This is a genomic window from Kribbella solani, assembly GCF_014205295.1.
GTDB lineage: Bacteria > Actinomycetota > Actinomycetes > Propionibacteriales > Kribbellaceae > Kribbella > Kribbella solani.
In genome coordinates, this window is record NZ_JACHNF010000001.1 from 76,587 (window position 1) to 94,498 (window position 17,912).

Annotated in this window: 18 protein-coding genes; 7 read left to right on the top strand and 11 right to left on the bottom strand. The window is 68.9% G+C overall.

Annotation, left to right across the window (positions count from 1 at the left end):
- The first annotated feature begins 108 nt into the window (after positions 1 to 108).
- Entirely contained in the window at positions 109 to 801 is a 693-nt protein-coding gene (locus HDA44_RS00330; protein ID WP_184830394.1) for a YdcF family protein, read from the top strand.
- 27 nt (positions 802 to 828) lie between these two features.
- On the opposite strand, the gene HDA44_RS00335 is transcribed toward HDA44_RS00330, so the two are convergent.
- The 3 genes from HDA44_RS00335 to HDA44_RS00345 form a co-directional block, all read right to left on the bottom strand.
- On the bottom strand, positions 829 to 1,644 hold the full coding sequence (locus HDA44_RS00335) for an oxidoreductase (protein WP_184830395.1): 816 nt from the start codon (positions 1,642 to 1,644) through the stop codon (positions 829 to 831).
- Between the two features lie 110 nt (positions 1,645 to 1,754).
- Positions 1,755 to 3,152, bottom strand: coding sequence for an MFS transporter (locus HDA44_RS00340; RefSeq protein WP_202887019.1), 1,398 nt, complete (start codon positions 3,150 to 3,152; stop codon positions 1,755 to 1,757).
- A 98-nt stretch (positions 3,153 to 3,250) separates the two neighbouring features.
- Positions 3,251 to 4,297, bottom strand: coding sequence for an NAD(P)/FAD-dependent oxidoreductase (locus HDA44_RS00345; protein WP_184830397.1), 1,047 nt, complete (start codon positions 4,295 to 4,297; stop codon positions 3,251 to 3,253).
- Between the two features lie 156 nt (positions 4,298 to 4,453).
- Between HDA44_RS00345 and HDA44_RS00350 the strand changes: the two genes are divergently transcribed.
- Both HDA44_RS00350 and HDA44_RS00355 read left to right on the top strand, forming a co-directional pair.
- Positions 4,454 to 5,077: a TetR/AcrR family transcriptional regulator gene (locus tag HDA44_RS00350; RefSeq protein WP_184830398.1), complete on the top strand. Its 624-nt coding sequence runs from the start codon at positions 4,454 to 4,456 to the stop codon at positions 5,075 to 5,077.
- 246 nt (positions 5,078 to 5,323) lie between these two features.
- Complete coding sequence (locus HDA44_RS00355; protein ID WP_184830399.1) at positions 5,324 to 6,529, top strand: serine hydrolase; 1,206 nt, start codon at positions 5,324 to 5,326, stop codon at positions 6,527 to 6,529.
- On the opposite strand, the gene HDA44_RS00360 is transcribed toward HDA44_RS00355, so the two are convergent.
- Entirely contained in the window at positions 6,526 to 6,990 is a 465-nt protein-coding gene (locus HDA44_RS00360; RefSeq protein ID WP_184830400.1) for a MarR family winged helix-turn-helix transcriptional regulator, read from the bottom strand. The genes HDA44_RS00355 and HDA44_RS00360 overlap by 4 nt on opposite strands.
- 62 nt (positions 6,991 to 7,052) lie before the next feature.
- On the opposite strand from HDA44_RS00360, the gene HDA44_RS00365 reads away from it, so the two are divergent.
- From HDA44_RS00365 to HDA44_RS00375, 3 genes are read left to right on the top strand one after another with little or no spacing between them, the layout of a single operon-like run.
- Complete coding sequence (locus HDA44_RS00365; RefSeq protein ID WP_184830401.1) at positions 7,053 to 7,424, top strand: cupin domain-containing protein; 372 nt, start codon at positions 7,053 to 7,055, stop codon at positions 7,422 to 7,424.
- Between the two features lie 52 nt (positions 7,425 to 7,476).
- Positions 7,477 to 7,959: a GyrI-like domain-containing protein gene (locus tag HDA44_RS00370; protein WP_184830402.1), complete on the top strand. Its 483-nt coding sequence runs from the start codon at positions 7,477 to 7,479 to the stop codon at positions 7,957 to 7,959.
- Positions 7,960 to 9,015: a DUF5937 family protein gene (locus HDA44_RS00375; protein WP_184830403.1), complete on the top strand. Its 1,056-nt coding sequence runs from the start codon at positions 7,960 to 7,962 to the stop codon at positions 9,013 to 9,015.
- Here HDA44_RS00375 and HDA44_RS00380 read toward each other — a convergent pair.
- The 6 genes from HDA44_RS00380 to HDA44_RS00405 form a co-directional block, all read right to left on the bottom strand.
- Entirely contained in the window at positions 8,980 to 10,068 is a 1,089-nt protein-coding gene (locus HDA44_RS00380) for an FAD-dependent oxidoreductase (protein WP_184830404.1), read from the bottom strand. The two genes, HDA44_RS00375 and HDA44_RS00380, sit on opposite strands and share 36 nt — an antisense overlap.
- A 156-nt stretch (positions 10,069 to 10,224) precedes the next feature.
- Positions 10,225 to 11,067, bottom strand: a complete 843-nt coding sequence (locus HDA44_RS36865; protein ID WP_238352318.1) for a hypothetical protein — start codon at positions 11,065 to 11,067, stop codon at positions 10,225 to 10,227.
- Between the two features lie 79 nt (positions 11,068 to 11,146).
- Positions 11,147 to 12,673, bottom strand: a complete 1,527-nt coding sequence (locus HDA44_RS00390) for a precorrin-2 C(20)-methyltransferase (RefSeq protein WP_184830405.1) — start codon at positions 12,671 to 12,673, stop codon at positions 11,147 to 11,149.
- Positions 12,670 to 13,299 carry a precorrin-8X methylmutase gene (locus HDA44_RS00395; RefSeq protein WP_184830406.1) on the bottom strand — a complete coding sequence of 210 codons (630 nt, stop codon included), beginning with the start codon at positions 13,297 to 13,299 and terminating at the stop codon, positions 12,670 to 12,672. The genes HDA44_RS00390 and HDA44_RS00395 overlap by 4 nt, the downstream gene beginning before the upstream one ends.
- Entirely contained in the window at positions 13,296 to 14,384 is a 1,089-nt protein-coding gene (locus HDA44_RS00400) for a precorrin-3B synthase (RefSeq protein ID WP_337905566.1), read from the bottom strand. The genes HDA44_RS00395 and HDA44_RS00400 overlap by 4 nt, the downstream gene beginning before the upstream one ends.
- A 10-nt stretch (positions 14,385 to 14,394) precedes the next feature.
- A complete protein-coding gene (locus HDA44_RS00405; protein ID WP_184830407.1) occupies positions 14,395 to 15,561 on the bottom strand; it encodes an MFS transporter in 1,167 nt (388 codons plus the stop codon).
- Positions 15,562 to 15,677: 116 nt separating this feature from the next.
- Between HDA44_RS00405 and HDA44_RS00410 the strand changes: the two genes are divergently transcribed.
- On the top strand, positions 15,678 to 16,181 hold the full coding sequence (locus HDA44_RS00410; protein WP_184830408.1) for a DinB family protein: 504 nt from the start codon (positions 15,678 to 15,680) through the stop codon (positions 16,179 to 16,181).
- 46 nt (positions 16,182 to 16,227) lie between these two features.
- Here HDA44_RS00410 and HDA44_RS00415 read toward each other — a convergent pair whose 3' ends face one another.
- The gene (locus tag HDA44_RS00415) at positions 16,228 to 17,877 is read right to left on the bottom strand and encodes a carboxylesterase/lipase family protein (protein WP_184830409.1); all 1,650 of its coding nucleotides are present in this window, start codon (positions 17,875 to 17,877) and stop codon (positions 16,228 to 16,230) included.
- Between the last annotated feature and the right edge of the window lie 35 nt (positions 17,878 to 17,912).

A 17,912-nucleotide genomic window follows, 5' to 3' on the forward strand; every position in this document is an offset into this window, starting at 1 on the left:
GCGCGGGAGGGTGCTTTGCGCACTGTCCGGCCGCCGGCAACTGCACTTCCAAGTGCGTGGTTCGGTGCGGTTGGGACGGTGGGTGGTTCTTCGGAAGAAAGTTTGCGCATGGAGCCGGAAAAGTTCCGCAAGGGCGGTGTGGCCGCCGGCGATTGTTGGTTCGGCGCCGGTTATGTGGGCGCCCTGGTTCTTTGGAAGTATCACCAGCTGGGGCACGAGTTGAAGCCGGTTGATGCCGCGATCGGGCTCGGCAGCCATGATCTGGGCGTCGCTGACTACGCGGCCGAGCTGTACCGCGGGCAATACTTCCCTGTCCTCGTCTTCAGCGGTGGAAACAGTCCGACGACGAAAGACCGGTTCCCCCGCAGCGAGGCGGTGTACTACAAGGAACATGCCGTCTCGCGAGGTCTTCCAGCGGGCGCCGTCCTGATCGATCCGGCTGCCGCGAACACCGGCCAGAACATCACCATGTCGCGGAACGTTCTCGCGAGCAATGGCTTGACGCCGGACCTCCTGATGCTCATCCCGAAGCCCTACATGGAACGGCGCGCGTACGCGACTTGCCGGAAACTGTGGCCTGACGTCCAGGTCGTTTGCGCATCCGAGCCCTTGACGTTCGATGACTACCTTTCAAGCATCGGGGACGCGAGGCTGGTGCTCGATATGCTTGTCGGTGACCTGCAACGCGCGCTCGAATATCCGAAGCAAGGGTTTGCGGTCGTGCAGGAGATGCCGGTGGAGGTGCTAGCGGCGTTTCGGCGCCTGATTGCCGCGGGTTGCACTTCCCGCCTGGTGAACTAGGTTCGCTGGGCGCAGAAGACGGCGGCGTCAGTCGGCCAGGCGGTTCAGCTTGCGGATTTGTTTGTCGAAGGCGCGCGAGGGCGCGATCCGGCGCAGGATGCTGACGCGTCTGGCCATCGAGCCGGCGGTGTACCGGAGCCTTGGCTTGGCATCGGTGGCGGCCGCGACGATGACCTTCGCGACAACGTCCGGGTCGTCGGCGTTGCGCACGGCCGTGGCCAGCACGTCTCGGGATACCGCCCGCTGTGCGGCATAGATCGGCAGGGGCGAGTCGGGTGCCTGGCTGCTCGCCTCGAAACTCGTGCTTGTGTAGGCAGGTTCGATCAGCAGCATCCGGACGCCGTGCTCGCGAAGCTCGTGGTCGACGGACTCGGAATAGCCCTCGACCGCGTGCTTGGCGGCGGCGTAGACGGCCATGAACGGGGCTGGGATCAGACCGAGGACCGACGAGACGTTGACCACGCGGCCACTGCCCTGGGCACGCATGTGGGGCAGCACCGCGTTGGTCATCCGCATCAGGCCGAAGACGTTGATGTCGAACACCTCCTTGGCCTGGTCGATCGAGCTCTCCTCGCCGGCGCCGACCGCGCCCACGCCCGCGTTGTTGACCAGGACGTCGATCCGGCCGAACCGCTCGATCACCTCCTCGACCAGGGCGCGGACCGACTCGTCGCCGGCCACGTCGAGATCGAGGAACGTCACCCCGGCGAGCGGCTCGGCGCTCGCCGCGTTGCGGCTCGTGCCTGCCACCGCGAAGCCGGCGTCTACGAGGGCGAGCGCCGCCGCCCGCCCGATCCCGGAGGAGGCGCCCGTCACGAGGGCCACCGGGGGAGTTGTCTGCATGCTGGTTCCTTCGGTTGTGGACATGGCTCTGTCGTGCGCAGTGCGGGGTCGCCTGTGGTCAGTGCGGCACAGGATTCTGCGGGTACCCGGCCGAGACCGCTGCAGATCCCCTAGTGCGCCATCACGGGCTCGCCCTCGGACGGTTCCAGGGCCCGATTCGGAATCAGGACCGCGGCGATCACCGCACCGGCTACGAAGAACCCGGAGCCCCACGCCAGGGTGGCCGTGTAGCCCTCGACCCCGGCCTGCGCCGCGGCCAGCGCGCTCGGCTTGTGCGAAGTCAGGTAGTCGGTCGCGGCCGATGAGGCAACGGTGGTCAGCAACGCCGTGCTGATGGAGCCGCCGATTTGCTGACCGGTGTTGATCAGCGCCGAGGCGACGCCCGAGTCCTCGTGGTGAATGCCCGAGGTCGCCCCCTGGAACGCGGTGGTCATCACCGCGCCGATGCCGAGACCCAGCAGGATCAGCCCGGGCATGATGTGGGTGGCGTAGGTGCTGTCCAGTTCGAGCCGGGTCAGCAGCGCCATACCGGCTGCTGCGACCAGGAAGCCGGCGCTGACGACGATCTTCGGGCCGACCCTGGGCAGCACCAGCAAAGACATCGTCGTCGACGACGCGACGACGGCCGCGACCATCGGCAGGAACGCCAGACCGGTCTTGATCGGCGAGTAGCCGAGGCTGGCCGCGAAGTAGTAGGTCAGGAACAGGAAGATCGAGAACATCCCCATGCCCAGGACGAACACCGCCATGAACGAACCACCGCGGGTCCGGTCCAGCACCACTCGCAGTGGCAGCAGCGGATGCGCGACCTTGGACTCCAGCCAGACGAACACCACGAGCAGCGCCGCGCCGACGATCATGGAGCCGAGGGCGACCGGGTCGGTCCAACTGGTGGACTCGACGTGCGCGAACCCGTAGACGATCGCGAACAGCGCGGCGCTCACCACGGCGATGCCCGGAATGTCGAGTTTGGGCTTCTTGGTGATCGCGGGCTTGGCCAGCAGCAGCAACGCACCGATCAGGGCAGGGGCCGCGAAGCCGACGTTCACGTACATGACCCAGCGCCACGACGCCCACTCGGTGAGCATGCCGCCGAGCAGTAGCCCGATCGCGCCGCCCGCACCACCCAGGGCGCTGAAGATACCGAAGGCCTTCGCCCTTTCGGACGGTTCGGTGAAGGTCACGCTGAGCAGTGAGAGTGCCGCGGGTGCGAGCAGTGCAGCGAACAGGCCTTGGGACACGCGTGCCGCGACGAGGATCTCGAAGCTGGAGGCCGAACCGCCGAGAACGGACGCGGCCCCGAAACCTGCCAAGCCGATCACGAAGAGGGTGCGTCGGCCCAACAGGTCACCGAGTCGGCCGCCGAGCAGCAGCAGGCTGCCGAACGCCAGGGCGTACCCCGTGATGACCCACTGCCGGCTGCCGTCGCTGAAGCCGAGGGCTTGCTGCGCCTCGGGCAGCGCGATGTTCACGACGGTCGCATCGAGCATGACCATGAGCTGTGCCATGCCTATGACGACCAGCACCCACCAGCGCACGGCAGGTGAGCCGCGAAGGCCGGAGCCTTTCCTGCTGGAGGCGGGCGCCCCGCGGTCAATGCTGGTAGTCATTTTTCCCCTTGCACGTTGGGGCTTACCTCGGTGATCCCCTCGAGGGCCGCGTCGGTGTCCGCGATGGCCAGCATCTTGTTGATTTCGGCGGCGGCCAGTGCGCCGGCCGCTGCCGAGGCTCCGACCTGGGCGACCGGATCGGTAACGTTGCCGGCCACCCACACCCCCGGCACCTCGGTGGCGCCGGCTGTGCCGGAGGCGAAACCACGACCCACATTCGGCTTCGGCAGGTCCTGCACCGGCAGGCCCAGACCCTCCAGACCCTGGGTACGGGCCTGCATCTGCGGAACGACCGCGAGGACGCGGCGGGCTACGACCTGGCCGTCGGCCAGCCGCACTCCGGCCAGGGCACCGTCCTCGTCGTTGACGACCTCGGTGACCGGAGTGTCCATGACGCGGATGCCGCGGGCGTCGAAGCGGGCGCGGTTGTCCTCGTCCAGGTCAGTGCCGTGGGTGAAGTAGATCAGGTCCTCGGTCAGCTGACGGAACAGCAACGCAGGGCCGATGGAGGCCGGGCCGGTGGCGAGGACACCGATGGGTTCATCACGCACCTCCCAGCCGTGGCAGTACGGGCAGTGCACAACATTGTGCCCCCAGTGCTCGGCGAGCCCGGGCACCTCCGGCAGCACATCCCTGAGGCCGGTGGCCACCAGGAGGCGGCGAGCGGTCACGCTGCGGCCATCGGCCAGGGTGACGGTGAACCGCAGGTCCTCGTCCGCCGACGGGGCGGCAGGCTCGGCCGAGACCACCTCGCCGTGCACGACGCGTCCGCCGTACTGGTGCACCTGTTCCCGGCCCCGTCGAAGGATCTCGGCCGGCGGGGTGCCGTCCAAGGCGATCAAGCCGTGCACGGCCGCCGCGGGCGCGTTGCGCGGGGAGCCGCTGTCGATCACGACGACCGAGCGGCGGGAGCGGGCGAGGATCAGTGCACCGTTCAGCCCCGCGGCGCCCCCGCCGATCACCACCACGTCGACGGTCCCCTCGCCCAGTGCATCGCTCGCGGAGTCCTTGCCAAAGGGCGTTCTCTGGGTTCCCTGTGTCATGAGTTCAATCTCCAAGCCGCCTTCGCGGCGTCGCGGTCCTGCAGCCCGAACCAAGCGGTCCGACAGGCCCAGGATGGTTGTGTACTGAACAGTCAAAAATCTAGCCAGTTCTGTACCGAGTTGTCAAGAACGGCGTGTCGGCACTACTTTTTGGGTATGGCGAGACCACGAAGTTTCGACCGCGACCACGTCCTCCATGCCGCCGAGCGGCAGTTCCGCACCACTGGCTACAACGGCACGAGCGTCGACGACATCAGCGCCGCCACCGGCCTGGGCCGCGGCAGCCTCTATGCCACCTTCGACGGCAAGCACGGCGTGCTGCTGCAGGCGATGGCCGGGTACTTCGCCCGGCTGGCGCGGTTCGCGCCGCAGGCGCTCGCCGGACCGGACGAGGGCGCCCTGGAACGACTGCACGGGTACCTGCTCCGCGCCGTCCACGGGGTGCCGCTCGCCGCCGACGTACCCCCCGCCCCTGACCGGGCGGCGGCGGCCTGCTTCGCTGCCAAGATGGCCCTGGAGCTCGGCGCCTCCGACCCCGAGGTGCAACGCCTGGCCACCGACTGCTTCTCCGTGCTCACGACGGCAGTGGCCGACTGTCTGCGAGCGGCGCAGCGCAACGGCGACCTCGACCCCGGCGCGGATCCGGACGACCTCGCGTACCTGCTGCTGACCATCATCCGCGGGACCGACGTCGTCGGCGCGTATGGCCACAGTCCCGCCCGCCTGACCTCGATCGCGGAGAGTGCGTTCGCCTTGCTGCCTCGCCCGCGCCACCGCTGAGAAGGGCACGGCCGGCCTCGTTGCGCAGGGATCATCCAGTTGAGTTACTCCGGTGATTGCCCACGGGGCGTAGTCGGGTGGGGACTGGCTGCGTGGGGCTGGGGTGGGGGATTGGGGGGTAGGGGGAATAGACCTCTTGAGGTGAAAGACTTTCGGGTGTTGACCCCGGTTTGAGGAGACGTGTTCGTGGAGTTGCGGCGGCGGGACTTTGGGAAGTTGGCGGTGGCTACGGGTGGGGTGGCCGCGGTGGGGACGGGGGTGGGGTACAAGCTCAGTCGGCCGGCTGACGCGGCGTCGACCTGGAAGACGACGGGGACTGCCGTGTCCGCGCTGGCCGGATTCGACAGTCAGATGAAGTCGTTCATGCAGGCGCGTGGGATCAGCGGTGGGCAGGTCGCGGTGACGTACAAGGGGCGGCTGGTGCTGGCCCGTGGGTACAGTACGTCGACCGCGCTGACCGTGCAGCCGACCTCGTTGTTCCGGGTTGCCAGTTTGTCGAAGTCGTTCACTGCCGCCGCGATCCTGAAATTGGTCCAGGACGGCAAGCTGACGATGGGTACGAAGGTGACCAGCGTCCTGGACATCAAGCCGCCGGCCGGGCAGACCCGGGACCCGCGCTGGACGACGATCACGATGTGGAACCTGCTGCAGCACCTGGGCGGCTGGGACAGCGCGCTGTCCGGTGACCCGTTGTTCAAGGACGCCACGATTTCCAGGGCCCTCGGCGTACCGATGGAACTGCGGCACGCCGACCTGATCAAGTACATGGCCGGCCAGAAGCTCAACTACGCGCCGGGTACGAAGGTCGCCTACTCGAACTTCGGGTACCTGCTGGCCGGCCGCGTGATCGAGAAGGTCAGCGGGCTGAGCTACCAGACGTACGTGCAGCAGAAGCTGCTCGCTCCGCTGAAGATCAAGCGGATGGCCTCCGGCTGGACCATCGCGAAGCACACCGGCGAGACCTCGTACGAGTCGCAGTACAAGGGCAAGACGGTGCTGAACAACTCCGGCGCGACCGTCGCGGCGCCGTACGGGACGTTCAGCATGGGACTGCACGACGCCAACGGTGGCTGGCTCGCCAGCGCGCCGGATCTGGTCCGCTGGGCCAAGATGTTCGACGCGTCCTCCAGCGTACTGAACAGTACGTCGCTGGGCCGCGTCTGGGCGAAGCCGTCGACCGGAGTCAACTCCAACGGCTGGTACTACGGCCTCGGCTGGCAAGTCCGCCCGGTGTCCGGCGGTACCGGGCGGAACATGTGGCACGTCGGCAGTCTGCCGGGCAACTACAGCCTGTTGGTCCGTACGTCCAAGGGTCTCAGCTGGGCGGCGCTCTTCAACCGGCGTGACGACGCGAGCGGCAAGTCGTACGGCGACATCGACGACGCGCTGTGGGGCGCGGCCAACGCCGTGAAGAGCTGGCCCACCCACGACCTGTTCTCCAAGTACTTCTAGAACATCAACGCGCGGAAGTGCGGGTTGTCGATCTGCGCCTCGCCGGCCATCTCGGCGAGCACCTCGCGCAGGGTGTCGATCGCTTCGTCGCCGAGGCGGCGGCGCAGGCGGCGTTCGTAGGACTGGTGGAAACGGCGGGCGGTGCTGAGCGCTGCCTCGCCGTGCGCCGTCAGCTGTAGCAGGCGGGCACGGGCGTCGCTGGGGTCCGGGCGGCGTTCGACGTACCCGCGGCGCTCCATGTCGTCGACGATCTGGCCGGCGCCCTGTTTGCTGATCTCGAGGCGCTCGGCCAGTCCGCTCACCGTGGCCGGTCCGGCGCTGAGCGTACGGAGTACGAACCCGTCGGACCGGCCCTGGTCGTCGTACCCCTGACTGGCCGTGTACGCGCGCAGCTCGCGGACGAACTCCTGGTCCGCGAGCAGAATCAGAATGCCCAGATCCGGCTTGCCCGATCGTGTCATGCCAGTCATGATAGACAAGCTGACTTGGACAAGTCAGCTTGTCTAAAATTGGGAGGGCGACAATGCACGTCATACCTGCGGCCGACGCGCCGCGGTTCCGGCTGCCGGGGGTCGAGTTCACCGGGCTGGCCGCGCCCAGCCGGGGTTCGGCCGGGTTGTGTACCTGGCGGCTGACCGTCGACGCCGGGCACGGTGGCGACGCGCCGCACACGCTCGACCAGGACGAGATCTTCATGGTGATCAGCGGTACCGTCCAGCTCGCCCCGGACGGTGACAAGCTCGGTCCGGGTGACGCGGTGGTGGTCCCGGCCGGGGAGCCGATCGCGCTGACCAACCTCGGCGCGGGCCCGGCGGAGCTGTACGTGGCGATCACCGCCGGCTTCACCGGGTACCTGGCCGACGGCACCGCGATCCAGCCGCCCTGGGCGCAGTAGCGCGTACGCGCTAGGTTGAGGGGCAGGATCGAGTTTCGGGAGGGGTGGCGGGATGCCCAGTACGCCGGAGATCGTGCGGATCGAGGCGCGGCCGTACGTCGCACTGCGGGGCAAGGTCACGATGGACGGGATCGGTGCCTTCGCGGCGCGGTTGGGGGAGGTGGTCGGGTGGCTCGCGGCCCGGGAGATCGCGCCGAACGGCGCGCCGTTCATCAAGTACGACGTCGTGGACATGGACGCCGAGCTGGTGCTGGAGACCGGGTTCCCGGTCGACGACGTGCACGCCGGTGAGGGCGAGATCGTCACGGGCGTGATCCCGGCCGGGCAGTACGCGACCCTCAGGCACCACGGGCATCCCGACGGCCTGCTGGCAGCCAACCACGACCTGCAGGTCTGGGCGGCCGAGCAGGGCCTGCAGTGGGACGCCGACGGCGACCGCTGGGCGGCCCGGCTGGAGATCTACTACTCCGACCCGTTCGAGGTGCCGGACCTGAACGAGTGGGAAACCGACCTCCAGTTCAAGCTGAAGGACTGAGTGCCGACCGTTCTGGCGGGGGTGGCGCGGCTTGGGTCTGAGCGGATTCGGGTGGTTGCGTCGCCCTTGATCGAGCTGGGGTGTGCGTTGCACGTGCTGGCTGAGCCGGATCATCACGATCGGGTCGCGTGGGCGGCCGCCGTGCCGCTGTCGGCCGCGCTGCGTACGGAGCTGGCGCAATGGAGTTGGACGGTACGCGCGGTGCGGGCGACGTTCTTCGCGACATCGCCCGCCACCGGCGTACCGGCGTGGGCGGACGAGCTTGCCGGACTGCGAGCGCGTCCGCCGGAGGAGGTGGCGGCGGAGCTGGTACGGCCGTTGCGCGGGCGCCCGTTGAACAGCCGATCGGTTGACGCGGACGCCGTGCTGCACTGGGCGCGTAGTCGCGGGCCGTCCGTGGCGGCGCTGGTCGAGTCGTTGCTGACCGATCCCGCGGAGCCGGTGCGGCGCTTCGTCGACTTGCTCGACGCGTGCTGGCAGGAGTGGTTCGGGGCGGTGTGGGAGGAGTCGCGGGACGCGTTGGCGGCGCGCGGGCGGCATGATCGCGATCTGGCGATCCGTGACGGTGCCGGGGCGATGTTGCGGTCGCTGGACGGCTCGATCGGCGTACGGGATCACGACAGCGTGGTGATCCAGAAAGTGCAGAGCAAGCGGATCGACATCAGTACCCGATCACTTTTGCTTGTCCCGAGCAACTACATCGCGCCGCATCTGTTCATCGGGGAGATCCCCGGCGCGCCGGTGACGATCATCTATCCGGCCGGTGGGCGTACGTCGGTGGTGCCGACCGCGCAGCAGATCCGGGCGCGGCTGGATGCGCTTGCCTCGCCGGATCGTTTGCAGGTGTGCCGCGCGGTGGCGAGCGAGCCGCGTACGGCAGGCGAGATCGCGGCGCTGTGGGGACTGCAGCCGACGCAGGTCACCCGGCATTTGCGGGCGCTTACCCGAGCGGGTCTGGTCACGGCCGAACGTCAGGGCCGATTTGTTGCCTACCGCCTGAACAACAACGCGCTGACCGAGCTAGGCACAGATCTCCTGACCCTGATCATGCGCTGACCGGCTGGTTTTGGCGCGCAGGAGGTCACGGAGGGAGCGGGCCGCGGTGAAGCCGGCTCGGTTGGCGCCGATGGTGCTGGCGGAGGGGCCGTAGCCGACCAGGTGGATGCGGGGATCGGCGGCGGTCGCGGTGCCGTTCATGCGGATGCCGCCGGATGCTTCACGCAGGTGCAGCGGCGCCAGATGCGCCAGGTCCGCCCGAAACCCGGTCGCCCACAGAATGGTGTCAACCTTCAGCACCCGCCCGTCCGACCATTCGACACCGGTGGGGGTGATGCGGGAGAACATCGGGTGGCGGGTGTAGACGCCTCGGTCGGCTGCTGGTTGTTCTTGGGGGCGTAGGTGCAGGCCGGTGACGCTTACCACGCTGCGTGGTGGGAGTCCGGCGCGGACCCGTTCCTCGACTCGCGCGACCACCTGGCGTCCGTACTCAGGCGTGAAGTCCTCCCCAGTGCGCCACTCCGGCACCCGCCGGGTCACCCAGGTAGTCGTCGCGACCGCCGAGACTTCGGCCAGTAACTGCACCGCCGACGCGCCGCCGCCGACGACCAGCACGTGCTGCCCCGCCAGCTCGGCCGGACCGCGATAGTCGGCCGTATGCAACTGCCGCCCGCGGAACGTTTCGATGCCCGGATACCAAGGAATGAACGGACGATCCCACGTACCGGTCGCGTTCACCAGCGCGGCAGTCTCGTACTCCCCAGCCGGCGTCCGTACCAGGAACCCGCCGTCGATCCGCCGCACGCTCTGCACCGACACCGGCCGTACGACCGGCAGCGCGAACCGCCGCTCGTAGTCCGCGAAGTACGCCGGCACGAAGGTATTCGCCTGCTCCGCACCGACGCTGGGAGGCACCGGAACACCCGGCAGGTTCGCGATCCCGTGCACGTCGTGCATCGTCAACGAGTCCCACCGATGCTGCCACGCTCCGCCCGGCGCCGGGTTCCGGTCCAGTACGACCACCTCGTTGTACGGCCTGAACCCCATCCGCACCAGGTGGTACGCAGCCGACAACCCGCCCTGCCCCGCACCGATCACCACGACTTCGAGCACACCACCACCAACACCGCGCAGGCGCCGACTCTTCCCACTTTGAGAACCCACCGCGCGTTTTCAGACCGCGGAAACGCGCGGTGGGTTCCCAAAGCCGGGTCTTTACGTGCGTCGCTCCGGTACCCGGCGGGAAACGCGCGTGACCCTCAGCCAATCTCAGAGCAACTCGTCGATCCGGTCGTGGTACCGGCGGCCGGACTTGCCGCCGATGATCGCCGCGAGCAGCGTGAACAGCAGCAGGGCGCCCGCGGCCGCCGCCGCGCCGAGGGCGAGGGTGCTGTTGGAGAGCGCCACGTCCGGGCGGTTGATGTCGCCGACGAGGTCGTACTGGTTGTCCAGGAGCCAGCCGGTGCCGCCGGCGATCGCGCCGACCAGGAGCGCGATCACCCAGACCCCGAAGCCCTGCCGGCCGCCGTCGAAGCGGGCCAGCCGACCGGCCACGTACCCGCCGGCGTAGAAGGCGATCGTGAGCATCAGGATGCCGACGCCGGCCGCGGTGAGCGCGGCCGCGCCGGGCTGTGCCTTCGCGTCGGCGGTGCCGTAGTCGAGGAGCTGAGCGGTACCGAACGCGGCCGCGGAGACCGCCGCGAGCAGCAGTACCGACATCGCGATCGCGATCAGCCAGCCGAAGAACGCCGCGCCGAACTTGAACCCGCGGTACGAGAGCAGCTCCGGATCGAGGTCGTCCCCGGCACTCGCCCGCACCGGCGGCGACGGCCGCACCGCACCACCCAGAGAACCGCCCTGCGCACCGCCCGCACCGCCCGGACCGTTCGGACCGCTCTGTGGACTGCCCAACGGACCGCTCTGGGTGCCGCCCAACGGGCCGCTCTGGGTGCCGATCAGCGACGTGGACTCGTCCGGGTCGATCGCGATCGTGCTCATTGCCCGGCTCGCCGCCGCCCGTGCCTCCTCGTAGCGCTGCGTACTGCTGGCGTCACCGGCAGGCGTGATCATGGTGGCGGTGTTGCCGGGTTCGCCGGGGTACTGCTGGCTCATGTCCGCAGGCTCCTCACTGGTCGGGCTTCGCGCGATCCCTACCCGTCCGGGGCCCGGCTGACACGGGCGATGGACGGATTTAACCGGCTCCTGGGCTGGTATCACGGACCGTCGCCGGGTAGCGGCGCGGAGTGAAGACCAGCGGGCCGGCCGGGCGGGGCACGGTTCGGGTCTGCGACGAGCCGATCAGGAGCAGGCAGCGCATGTCAACGGTTGCCGGGTCGAGTTCGGCCAGTGTTGTCACGGTGATCGCTTCCGCCGGGCCGCCGACGTCACGGCCGACGACGACCGGGGTTTCCGGGGCGCGGTGCTCCAGCAGCAGGTCGCGGGTCGCGGCGACCTGCCAGGTCCGGGACTTCGACGCCGGGTTGTAGATCGCGATCGCGAGGTCGGCCGCGGCGGCCGCGGTCAGCCGCTGGGCGATCACGTCCCATGGCTTGAGCCGGTCCGACAGCGACAGCACGCAGTAGTCGTGCCCGAGCGGTGCCCCGACCCGGCTCGCGACGGCCTGCGCCGCGGTCATCCCGGGCAGGACGCGGACGGCGACCTCGGCGTACTCCGGGGCGGATGCGACTTCGGTGACCGCGCTGGCCATCGCGAACACGCCCGGATCGCCGGACGACACGACGACCACGGCAGAGCCTTTGCGGGCCAGGTCGAGCGCGAACGCGGCCCGCTCGGACTCGACCCGGTTGTCCGAGCCGTGCTTGCGCTGCCGGGCGCGGTCCGGGAGCCGGTCGACGTACGTGGTGTAGCCGATCACGTCGTCGGCACCGGCGATCGCGGCGCGTACCTCCGGGGTCATCCACTCCGGCCCGGCCGGTCCGAGCCCGACGACTGTCACCGAGCCGTCCTGGGTGTCCCGCGGTGCCGGCGGCGTGAAGGTGTTGTTGATCGGGCTGGGCAGCAGGGCGAGGGAGAAGTACGGGACCTCGTCCGGGTCGACGTCCGCGAGTGGGGCGGTGCGCTGGGCGTCGGTGGTCGCGCGTTCGACGTACCAGGCCTCGTCGGCCCGGCCGGCCAGTTCGAAGGCTTCGCGGACGCCGGTGAACGTACGCCCGAGCTTCATCACCGCGGCCGCGTCGGTGGAGCGCAGCCGGTCGGCGAGTACGTCCGGCGGGAGCGTGCCGGGCAGTACGGTGAGGATCTCGTCGCGCTCACACAACGGGCGGCCGAGCACCGCCGCCGCGGCGCTGACCGAGGTCACGCCGGGCACGACCTCGCACGGGTACCGGTCGGCGAGACGTTTGTGCATGTGCATGTACGAGCCGTAGAACAGCGGATCGCCTTCCGCGAGGACGACCACGTCCCGCCCGGCGTCGAGATGCGCGGCCAGGCGGGCGGCGCAGTCGGCGTAGAAGTCGTCCATCGCGCCTTGGTAACCACCGGGATGATCAGTGGTCTCGGTGGTCAGCGGGTAGACCAGGTGCTCTTCAACCTGCCCAGGCGTCAGGTACGGCGCGGCGACCGATCGCGCGATGCTCCGCCCGTGCCGCGCACTGTGAAACGCGATCACGTCCGCGGCCCCGATCAACCGAGCCGCTTTGACCGTCACCAACTCCGGGTCACCGGGGCCGAGACCGACGCCCCACAACCGGCCGCTCACTCTTCCTCGCTCGCGATCGCGTTGATGGCGGCGGCGGTGATCGCGCTGCCGCCGCGGCGGCCGCGGACCACCAGGTACTCCAGGCCGAGCTGGTTCGCTGCCAGTGCCTCCTTGGACTCGGCGGCGCCGATGAAGCCGACCGGGATGCCGAGTACGGCCGCCGGACGTGGCGCGCCGGCGGCGATCAGCTCGAGCAGCCGGAAGAGCGTGGTCGGAGCGTTGCCGATAGCAACGACCGCGCCGTCGAGGTGGTCGAGCCAGAGATCGACGGCGGCGGCGCTGCGGGTGGTCTGGTGCTGGTGCGCCAGGGCCGGGGTGCGGGGGTCCTGGAGGGTGCAGATCACCTCGTTGTCCGCCGGCAGCCGACGGCGGGTGACGCCGGCGGCGACCATCTGCGCGTCGCACAGGATCGGCGCGCCGTTCTGCAGGGCGGCGCGCGCGTTCTTCACCGAGTTGGGCGACCAGGCCAGGTCCGCGACCAGGTCGGTCATCCCACACGCGTGAATCATCCGAACGGCTACTTGCGCCACGTCCGCCGGCAGCCCGTCCAGTGCCGCCTCACTCCGGATCGTCGCAAACGACCGCCGGTAGATCTCCGCGCCGTCCCGCACGTACTCGTCACTCACAACCGCTCCCCGTTCACCAGATATCCATCGGGTACAGCTAGCACGTCCACGCTGTCTCCAGTTGGTTTGCCGCAGCGTCGCTCACAGCCGGACAGATGTACTCGCCGGCCTCGCCGCGTGAGCTGAGGGAGTAGCCGGGCAGCGTCTCCACGTACGTCTGCCAGCGCCTTCGCACAGCCCGGCTGACCCGCGCAGGCCGTGACACCCTCCCAGACCGAGTCGGGTGTGGTCACCAGCCCGACGTCCTCCAGCCCAGCGCTGTTCGCAGGTACCACCACCGAACGCCATGGCGTCACCCTGACCTCACTGCCCACCTGGCTGAGCGCACCGGCCTGTTCCTGCGTCAGACTGCCCAGCGGCACCGTCACGACCAGGGCCGCTCCGTGAACCCCAGCGGTCAACCGCGTGGCAGTCATCGGCACTACCTCGTCCGCCGCAAGCCCCAACCGGTTGAGTATCAGCTGCTCGCCGTCGGGGACCTCCGCGATCCGCCACTCCTGGTCGCGAACAGCCAGAAAGGCATCCGCGACAGCCAGCATCAGGTCAGGTACGTCGGTCCACTCCACCTGCACGGCACGGGTCCCGACGACCAGCAGAGCAGTCCGGTCATCCAGTGCGCGCACCGCGACATCGGCGCGTACGTCGGCTAGGTCGCCTCGCCCGTCATCCAGTGCGAACAGGAACCGTCCTGGTAGCTCAGCCAGCTCGGGACGGCCGCACAATGCCTGGTCAAGTGCAGTAGCCACCGGGAGTACGTCGTACGCCGACTGTCCGTCCAGGCCGGAGAGCGGTGACACCAGGATGTTGCGTACGCGTTCGTGGGCGAGCGACGGGAGCAATCCGGCCGCGAAGAGTCGCTGCGAGAGCTCCGGCGGACCAGCTGCCTTGAGTGCCCGGAGCTGTACGTTGCCGCGCGACGTCAGCTCCAGACGTCCATCACCTAGGTCAGCAGCGGCTACGCGTAGTACGTCGAGCTGCGAGCAGGTCAGCCGTCCACCTGGTACTCGCACTCGTGCGAGCCCGCCGTCAGCCGCCTGGTGCACTGCCAGCACACCAGGGCATCGGTCGGCCTCTGTTCTCGCCACAGCGGTGATGCTACGTGCCCGGAACCTGCTGTGTTCTGGACCACAGCAGGACCGTGACCGCCAGCACCGCACAGACTCCACCGGCCATCATGACGACCTGCACCGACCACGCGTCCACCACCAGCCCACCGAGCAGTGCGCCGGCCGACAGCACGGCCTGGAACGAGGAGGTGAACCACACTGTCGCCGCCTCTCGCGACTCCGGTGCAGCCTGAGCGAACATGCTCATCGAGCAGACCGGTACGCCGCCGTACCCGAGCCCCCAAACCACCAGCAACAGCAACGCACCGCCCGTACTGCGCCCAACGACCGGCATCAGCAACGTCGCTGTAGCGATCAGCGCAGCACAGGCGGTGAAGGTGATGATCAGGTTGCGCCCGGCGTACAGACCGGCGATGACGTTGCCGATCAGCCCGGCCACACCGTAGACGAGCAGGAACAGCCCGATCAGCTCCGGGCGCACTACGTCGCGCAGGAACGGCGTTACGTACGTGTACGTGGCGAAATGCGCTGTGACGATCAGACAGGTGACGATGAGCGCGTTGCGGCTGCCGCGGAGCGCCTTGCCCAGTACGGACGCCCGTGTGACCTGCAACGGCGGAAGCGGCGGCACGGTCGTACGTAGCGCGACGAGGGCGATCACCGCGAGTACGCCAAGCACGGCGAACGACGTACGCCAGCCGACCAGCTCACCGACGAACGTCCCAGCCGGTACGCCAAGCACTGAACCGAGTGGCACGGCCGAGAAGATGACAGCAGTCGCTCGGGTAGCCGCGCGCTCCGGGACCAGTCGGCCGGCCAGACCGGCGCCGATCGACCAGAAGCCGCCGATAGTCAGTCCGACGAAGAATCTGGCGACCAGCTCAAGCCAGAAGACCGGCGCGGCAGCTGCAAGGAAGCCGGCGGCGGCCAGCAGGACCATAAGCGCGCAGAGCATCAGCCGGCGGTCCAGACGAGCTGTCGCGAGCGTGACGACCGGAGCGGCAACCGCCGCGACCAGTCCGGGCATGGTCATCAGCCAACCGGTCCGGCCGGGAGTGAGTGCGAAGTCGGCGCCGATCGGGGTGAGCAGGCCGATCGGGAGGATCTCGGTGGTGACGATCGCGAAGATGCCTAGCGTCACGGCACCGACCCCGAACCAGCGAACGGCCGGCCGTGCCTCTGTCAGAACAGTCATGACTCCAGGCAACCGTCCGCGACCGCCCGCGGCTCGCGGTTTCGCGACACTGCGGTCGACCGCGACCAACCCGTCGTTTTTCCGCGATTGCGGGCCCGTACTGGCAGGATGCGGGCATGGAACCGAGGGACCGGCCGTGGCCGGGCGACGACCTGAATTTGCCTCAGTCAACAATCGGGTTCTGCCAGTTCATCCAGACGACCGTGGTGAACAAGCTGGCAGGTCTGGACGAGCACCAGGCGCGGGCGACGCCGCTGAAGAGTTCGCCGGTGATGAGCCCGCTGGGCCTGGTGAAGCACCTGACAGCGGTGCAGCGGCAGCACATCCAGCGGACGATCGGCGGGCAGGACCTGCCGTCGCTGTGGCGGGACGACGACTACGACTACGAGTTCCGGGTCGGCGCCGACGAGACGATCGCGTCGATCGTCGCGGCGTACGACGCGGAGTGGGAGCGCTCGCAGACCACGTTGCGCGCGGCGGACTGGAGCGCGTTCGTCGAAGGAAAAGAGGGCCCGGTCCGGGTGGAGCGGTTGCTGCTCGACGTACTGCAGGAATCCGCGCGGCACCTTGGGCAGCTCGACGTGCTTCGTGAGTTGATCGACGGCGGTCGCGGGGAGTAATCCGGTCCCGCGCGTACACCGTGGTGTACGCGCGGGACCGGATTGGTCAGGAGCCCAGACCGGCCCAGAAGTCGCACTGGTGTTCAGCGCTGAGGTTGACCGGGCCAATGCCACTCTGGTCAGTCGGTGCGAGTGACAGGCCGCTGATCGACCGTGCGCCGGTGGGGGACCAGTGCGGACGGTTCGGTCCGTTCGGGTTGCCGGTGCGGGCGAACGTCGTCCAGTAGTCGATCATCTGGTTCGACAACGTCTGCTGCGTCGCGGACAGCGGTACGTCGTAGCCGCCGAGCCGGAACAGGTACGGCAGCTCGGTAGCATGTGCGGCGCCCTGACCGGGCCCTTCGATCGGTGAGTGCTTGTCAGCGAACTCATACGCGTACACCGGCACCCTGCCGGCCGCCTGCTGATCTGTCGCGACCTGCGTGCACGACCAGATCCGGTCCGTCGTCACAGCGCTCCACGCCGCCGTCGGTGACGCGTACCGGGAGAGCGGGTAGTGCTGCAGGACCTGTGCGGCCTTCGTCGTGCCGACCATATCTGCAACGAGCTTCGGGTAGTCCTTGATCTCACCGAACGCGGGCATCCAGCCGTCTGCCTCGTCGTGGTTGTTCCCGGAGATCATCGGCACCCGGTGGAACAGACCGGCCTTCATTGCCTTCGCCGGGCTGTACGGCGCCACCGCACTACCGCCGTACCCGATCTGGGTGAACTGGAGCATGTCGTCGACCAGCGCGCCGGCCTGCACCGACCGGAGGCACTGGAGCATCGACTGGCCCGGCTTGCACCCCAGCTCGCTCTTCTTGCTCGCCGCCCAGTCCTTGCCGTTCGCCTGTACTCGGCTGACCGGTACCCACGGGGAGTCGGCCTCCTGACCGGGGTACTGGCTGTTGTCGGCCCAGTTGAACGCGCAGGACCCGCTCTGCATGATCGCCTTGGAGAACAGGCCGGTGGCAGTCGGCGAGGTCAGTTGCGCGCAGACGCTCATGCCGCCGGCGGACTCACCGGCGACCGTCACGTTCCGCGGGTCGCCGCCGAACGCGCCGGCGTTGCGCTGCACCCATCGCAGTGCCGCCTGCTGATCCTGCAGACCGAACGTGCCCGAGCCCGGCAGCCCCGGGTACCCGAAGAAGCCGAAGATGCCGAGGCGGTAGTTGACCGTCACCACCACGACGTCACCGCGGGCGGCGAACTTCGACGCCTCGTAGCTGCTGCCGGCGCCGGAGAAGAACCCACCGCCGGGAATCCACACCACCACTGCCCGCGGCTTGACGGACGGCTTGGCGGGCGTCGTCACGTTCAGGTACAGGCAGTCCTCGGCGTCCGATCCCTTCGGCGCCTCCGGGTTCGGTTGCTGCGGGCAAACATTCCCGAGCGCGGACGCCCGTACGCCACTCCAGGCCCGCGCGGCCTGCGGCGCCTTCCACCGCAACGCCCCGACCGGCGGCGCCGCGTAAGGAATCCCGTCGTACACGACAGATTCCCCAACCGCCTTACCAGCCACCAGCCCTTTATCAGTCCGCACCGGCCCGGTCCGCACAGCATCTGTCCGCACAGCATCTGTCTGCGCGGCGTCCGGCTGTGCGGCGTCCGGCTGTGCGGCGTCCGGCTGGGCCGCTTCGCCGGCCCCGGCGCCCACCACCAGCACCCCAACCGGAATCACCGCGGCCGCGATCATCGCCAACAGTCTCTTAGTCATACCCGCAGCCTCGCCCACCGACCCGGATCCCCGCC

Excerpts from the sequence above, each read along its gene's own strand:
- HDA44_RS00410 (WP_184830408.1), top strand. The coding sequence starts at position 15,678 with ATGGAACCGAGGGACCGGCCGTGGCCGGGCGACGACCTGAATTTGCCT.
- HDA44_RS00345 (WP_184830397.1), bottom strand. The coding sequence starts at position 4,297 with ATGACACAGGGAACCCAGAGAACGCCCTTTGGCAAGGACTCCGCGAGC.
- HDA44_RS00335 (WP_184830395.1), bottom strand. The coding sequence starts at position 1,644 with ATGCAGACAACTCCCCCGGTGGCCCTCGTGACGGGCGCCTCCTCCGGG.
- HDA44_RS00340 (WP_202887019.1), bottom strand. The coding sequence starts at position 3,152 with ATGGCACAGCTCATGGTCATGCTCGATGCGACCGTCGTGAACATCGCG.
- HDA44_RS00360 (WP_184830400.1), bottom strand. The coding sequence starts at position 6,990 with ATGACACGATCGGGCAAGCCGGATCTGGGCATTCTGATTCTGCTCGCG.
- HDA44_RS00350 (WP_184830398.1), top strand. The coding sequence starts at position 4,454 with ATGGCGAGACCACGAAGTTTCGACCGCGACCACGTCCTCCATGCCGCC.
- HDA44_RS00330 (WP_184830394.1), top strand. The coding sequence starts at position 109 with ATGGAGCCGGAAAAGTTCCGCAAGGGCGGTGTGGCCGCCGGCGATTGT.
- HDA44_RS00405 (WP_184830407.1), bottom strand. The coding sequence starts at position 15,561 with ATGACTGTTCTGACAGAGGCACGGCCGGCCGTTCGCTGGTTCGGGGTC.
- HDA44_RS00365 (WP_184830401.1), top strand. The coding sequence starts at position 7,053 with ATGCACGTCATACCTGCGGCCGACGCGCCGCGGTTCCGGCTGCCGGGG.
- HDA44_RS36865 (WP_238352318.1), bottom strand. The coding sequence starts at position 11,067 with ATGAGCCAGCAGTACCCCGGCGAACCCGGCAACACCGCCACCATGATC.
- HDA44_RS00370 (WP_184830402.1), top strand. The coding sequence starts at position 7,477 with ATGCCCAGTACGCCGGAGATCGTGCGGATCGAGGCGCGGCCGTACGTC.
- HDA44_RS00415 (WP_184830409.1), bottom strand. The coding sequence starts at position 17,877 with ATGACTAAGAGACTGTTGGCGATGATCGCGGCCGCGGTGATTCCGGTT.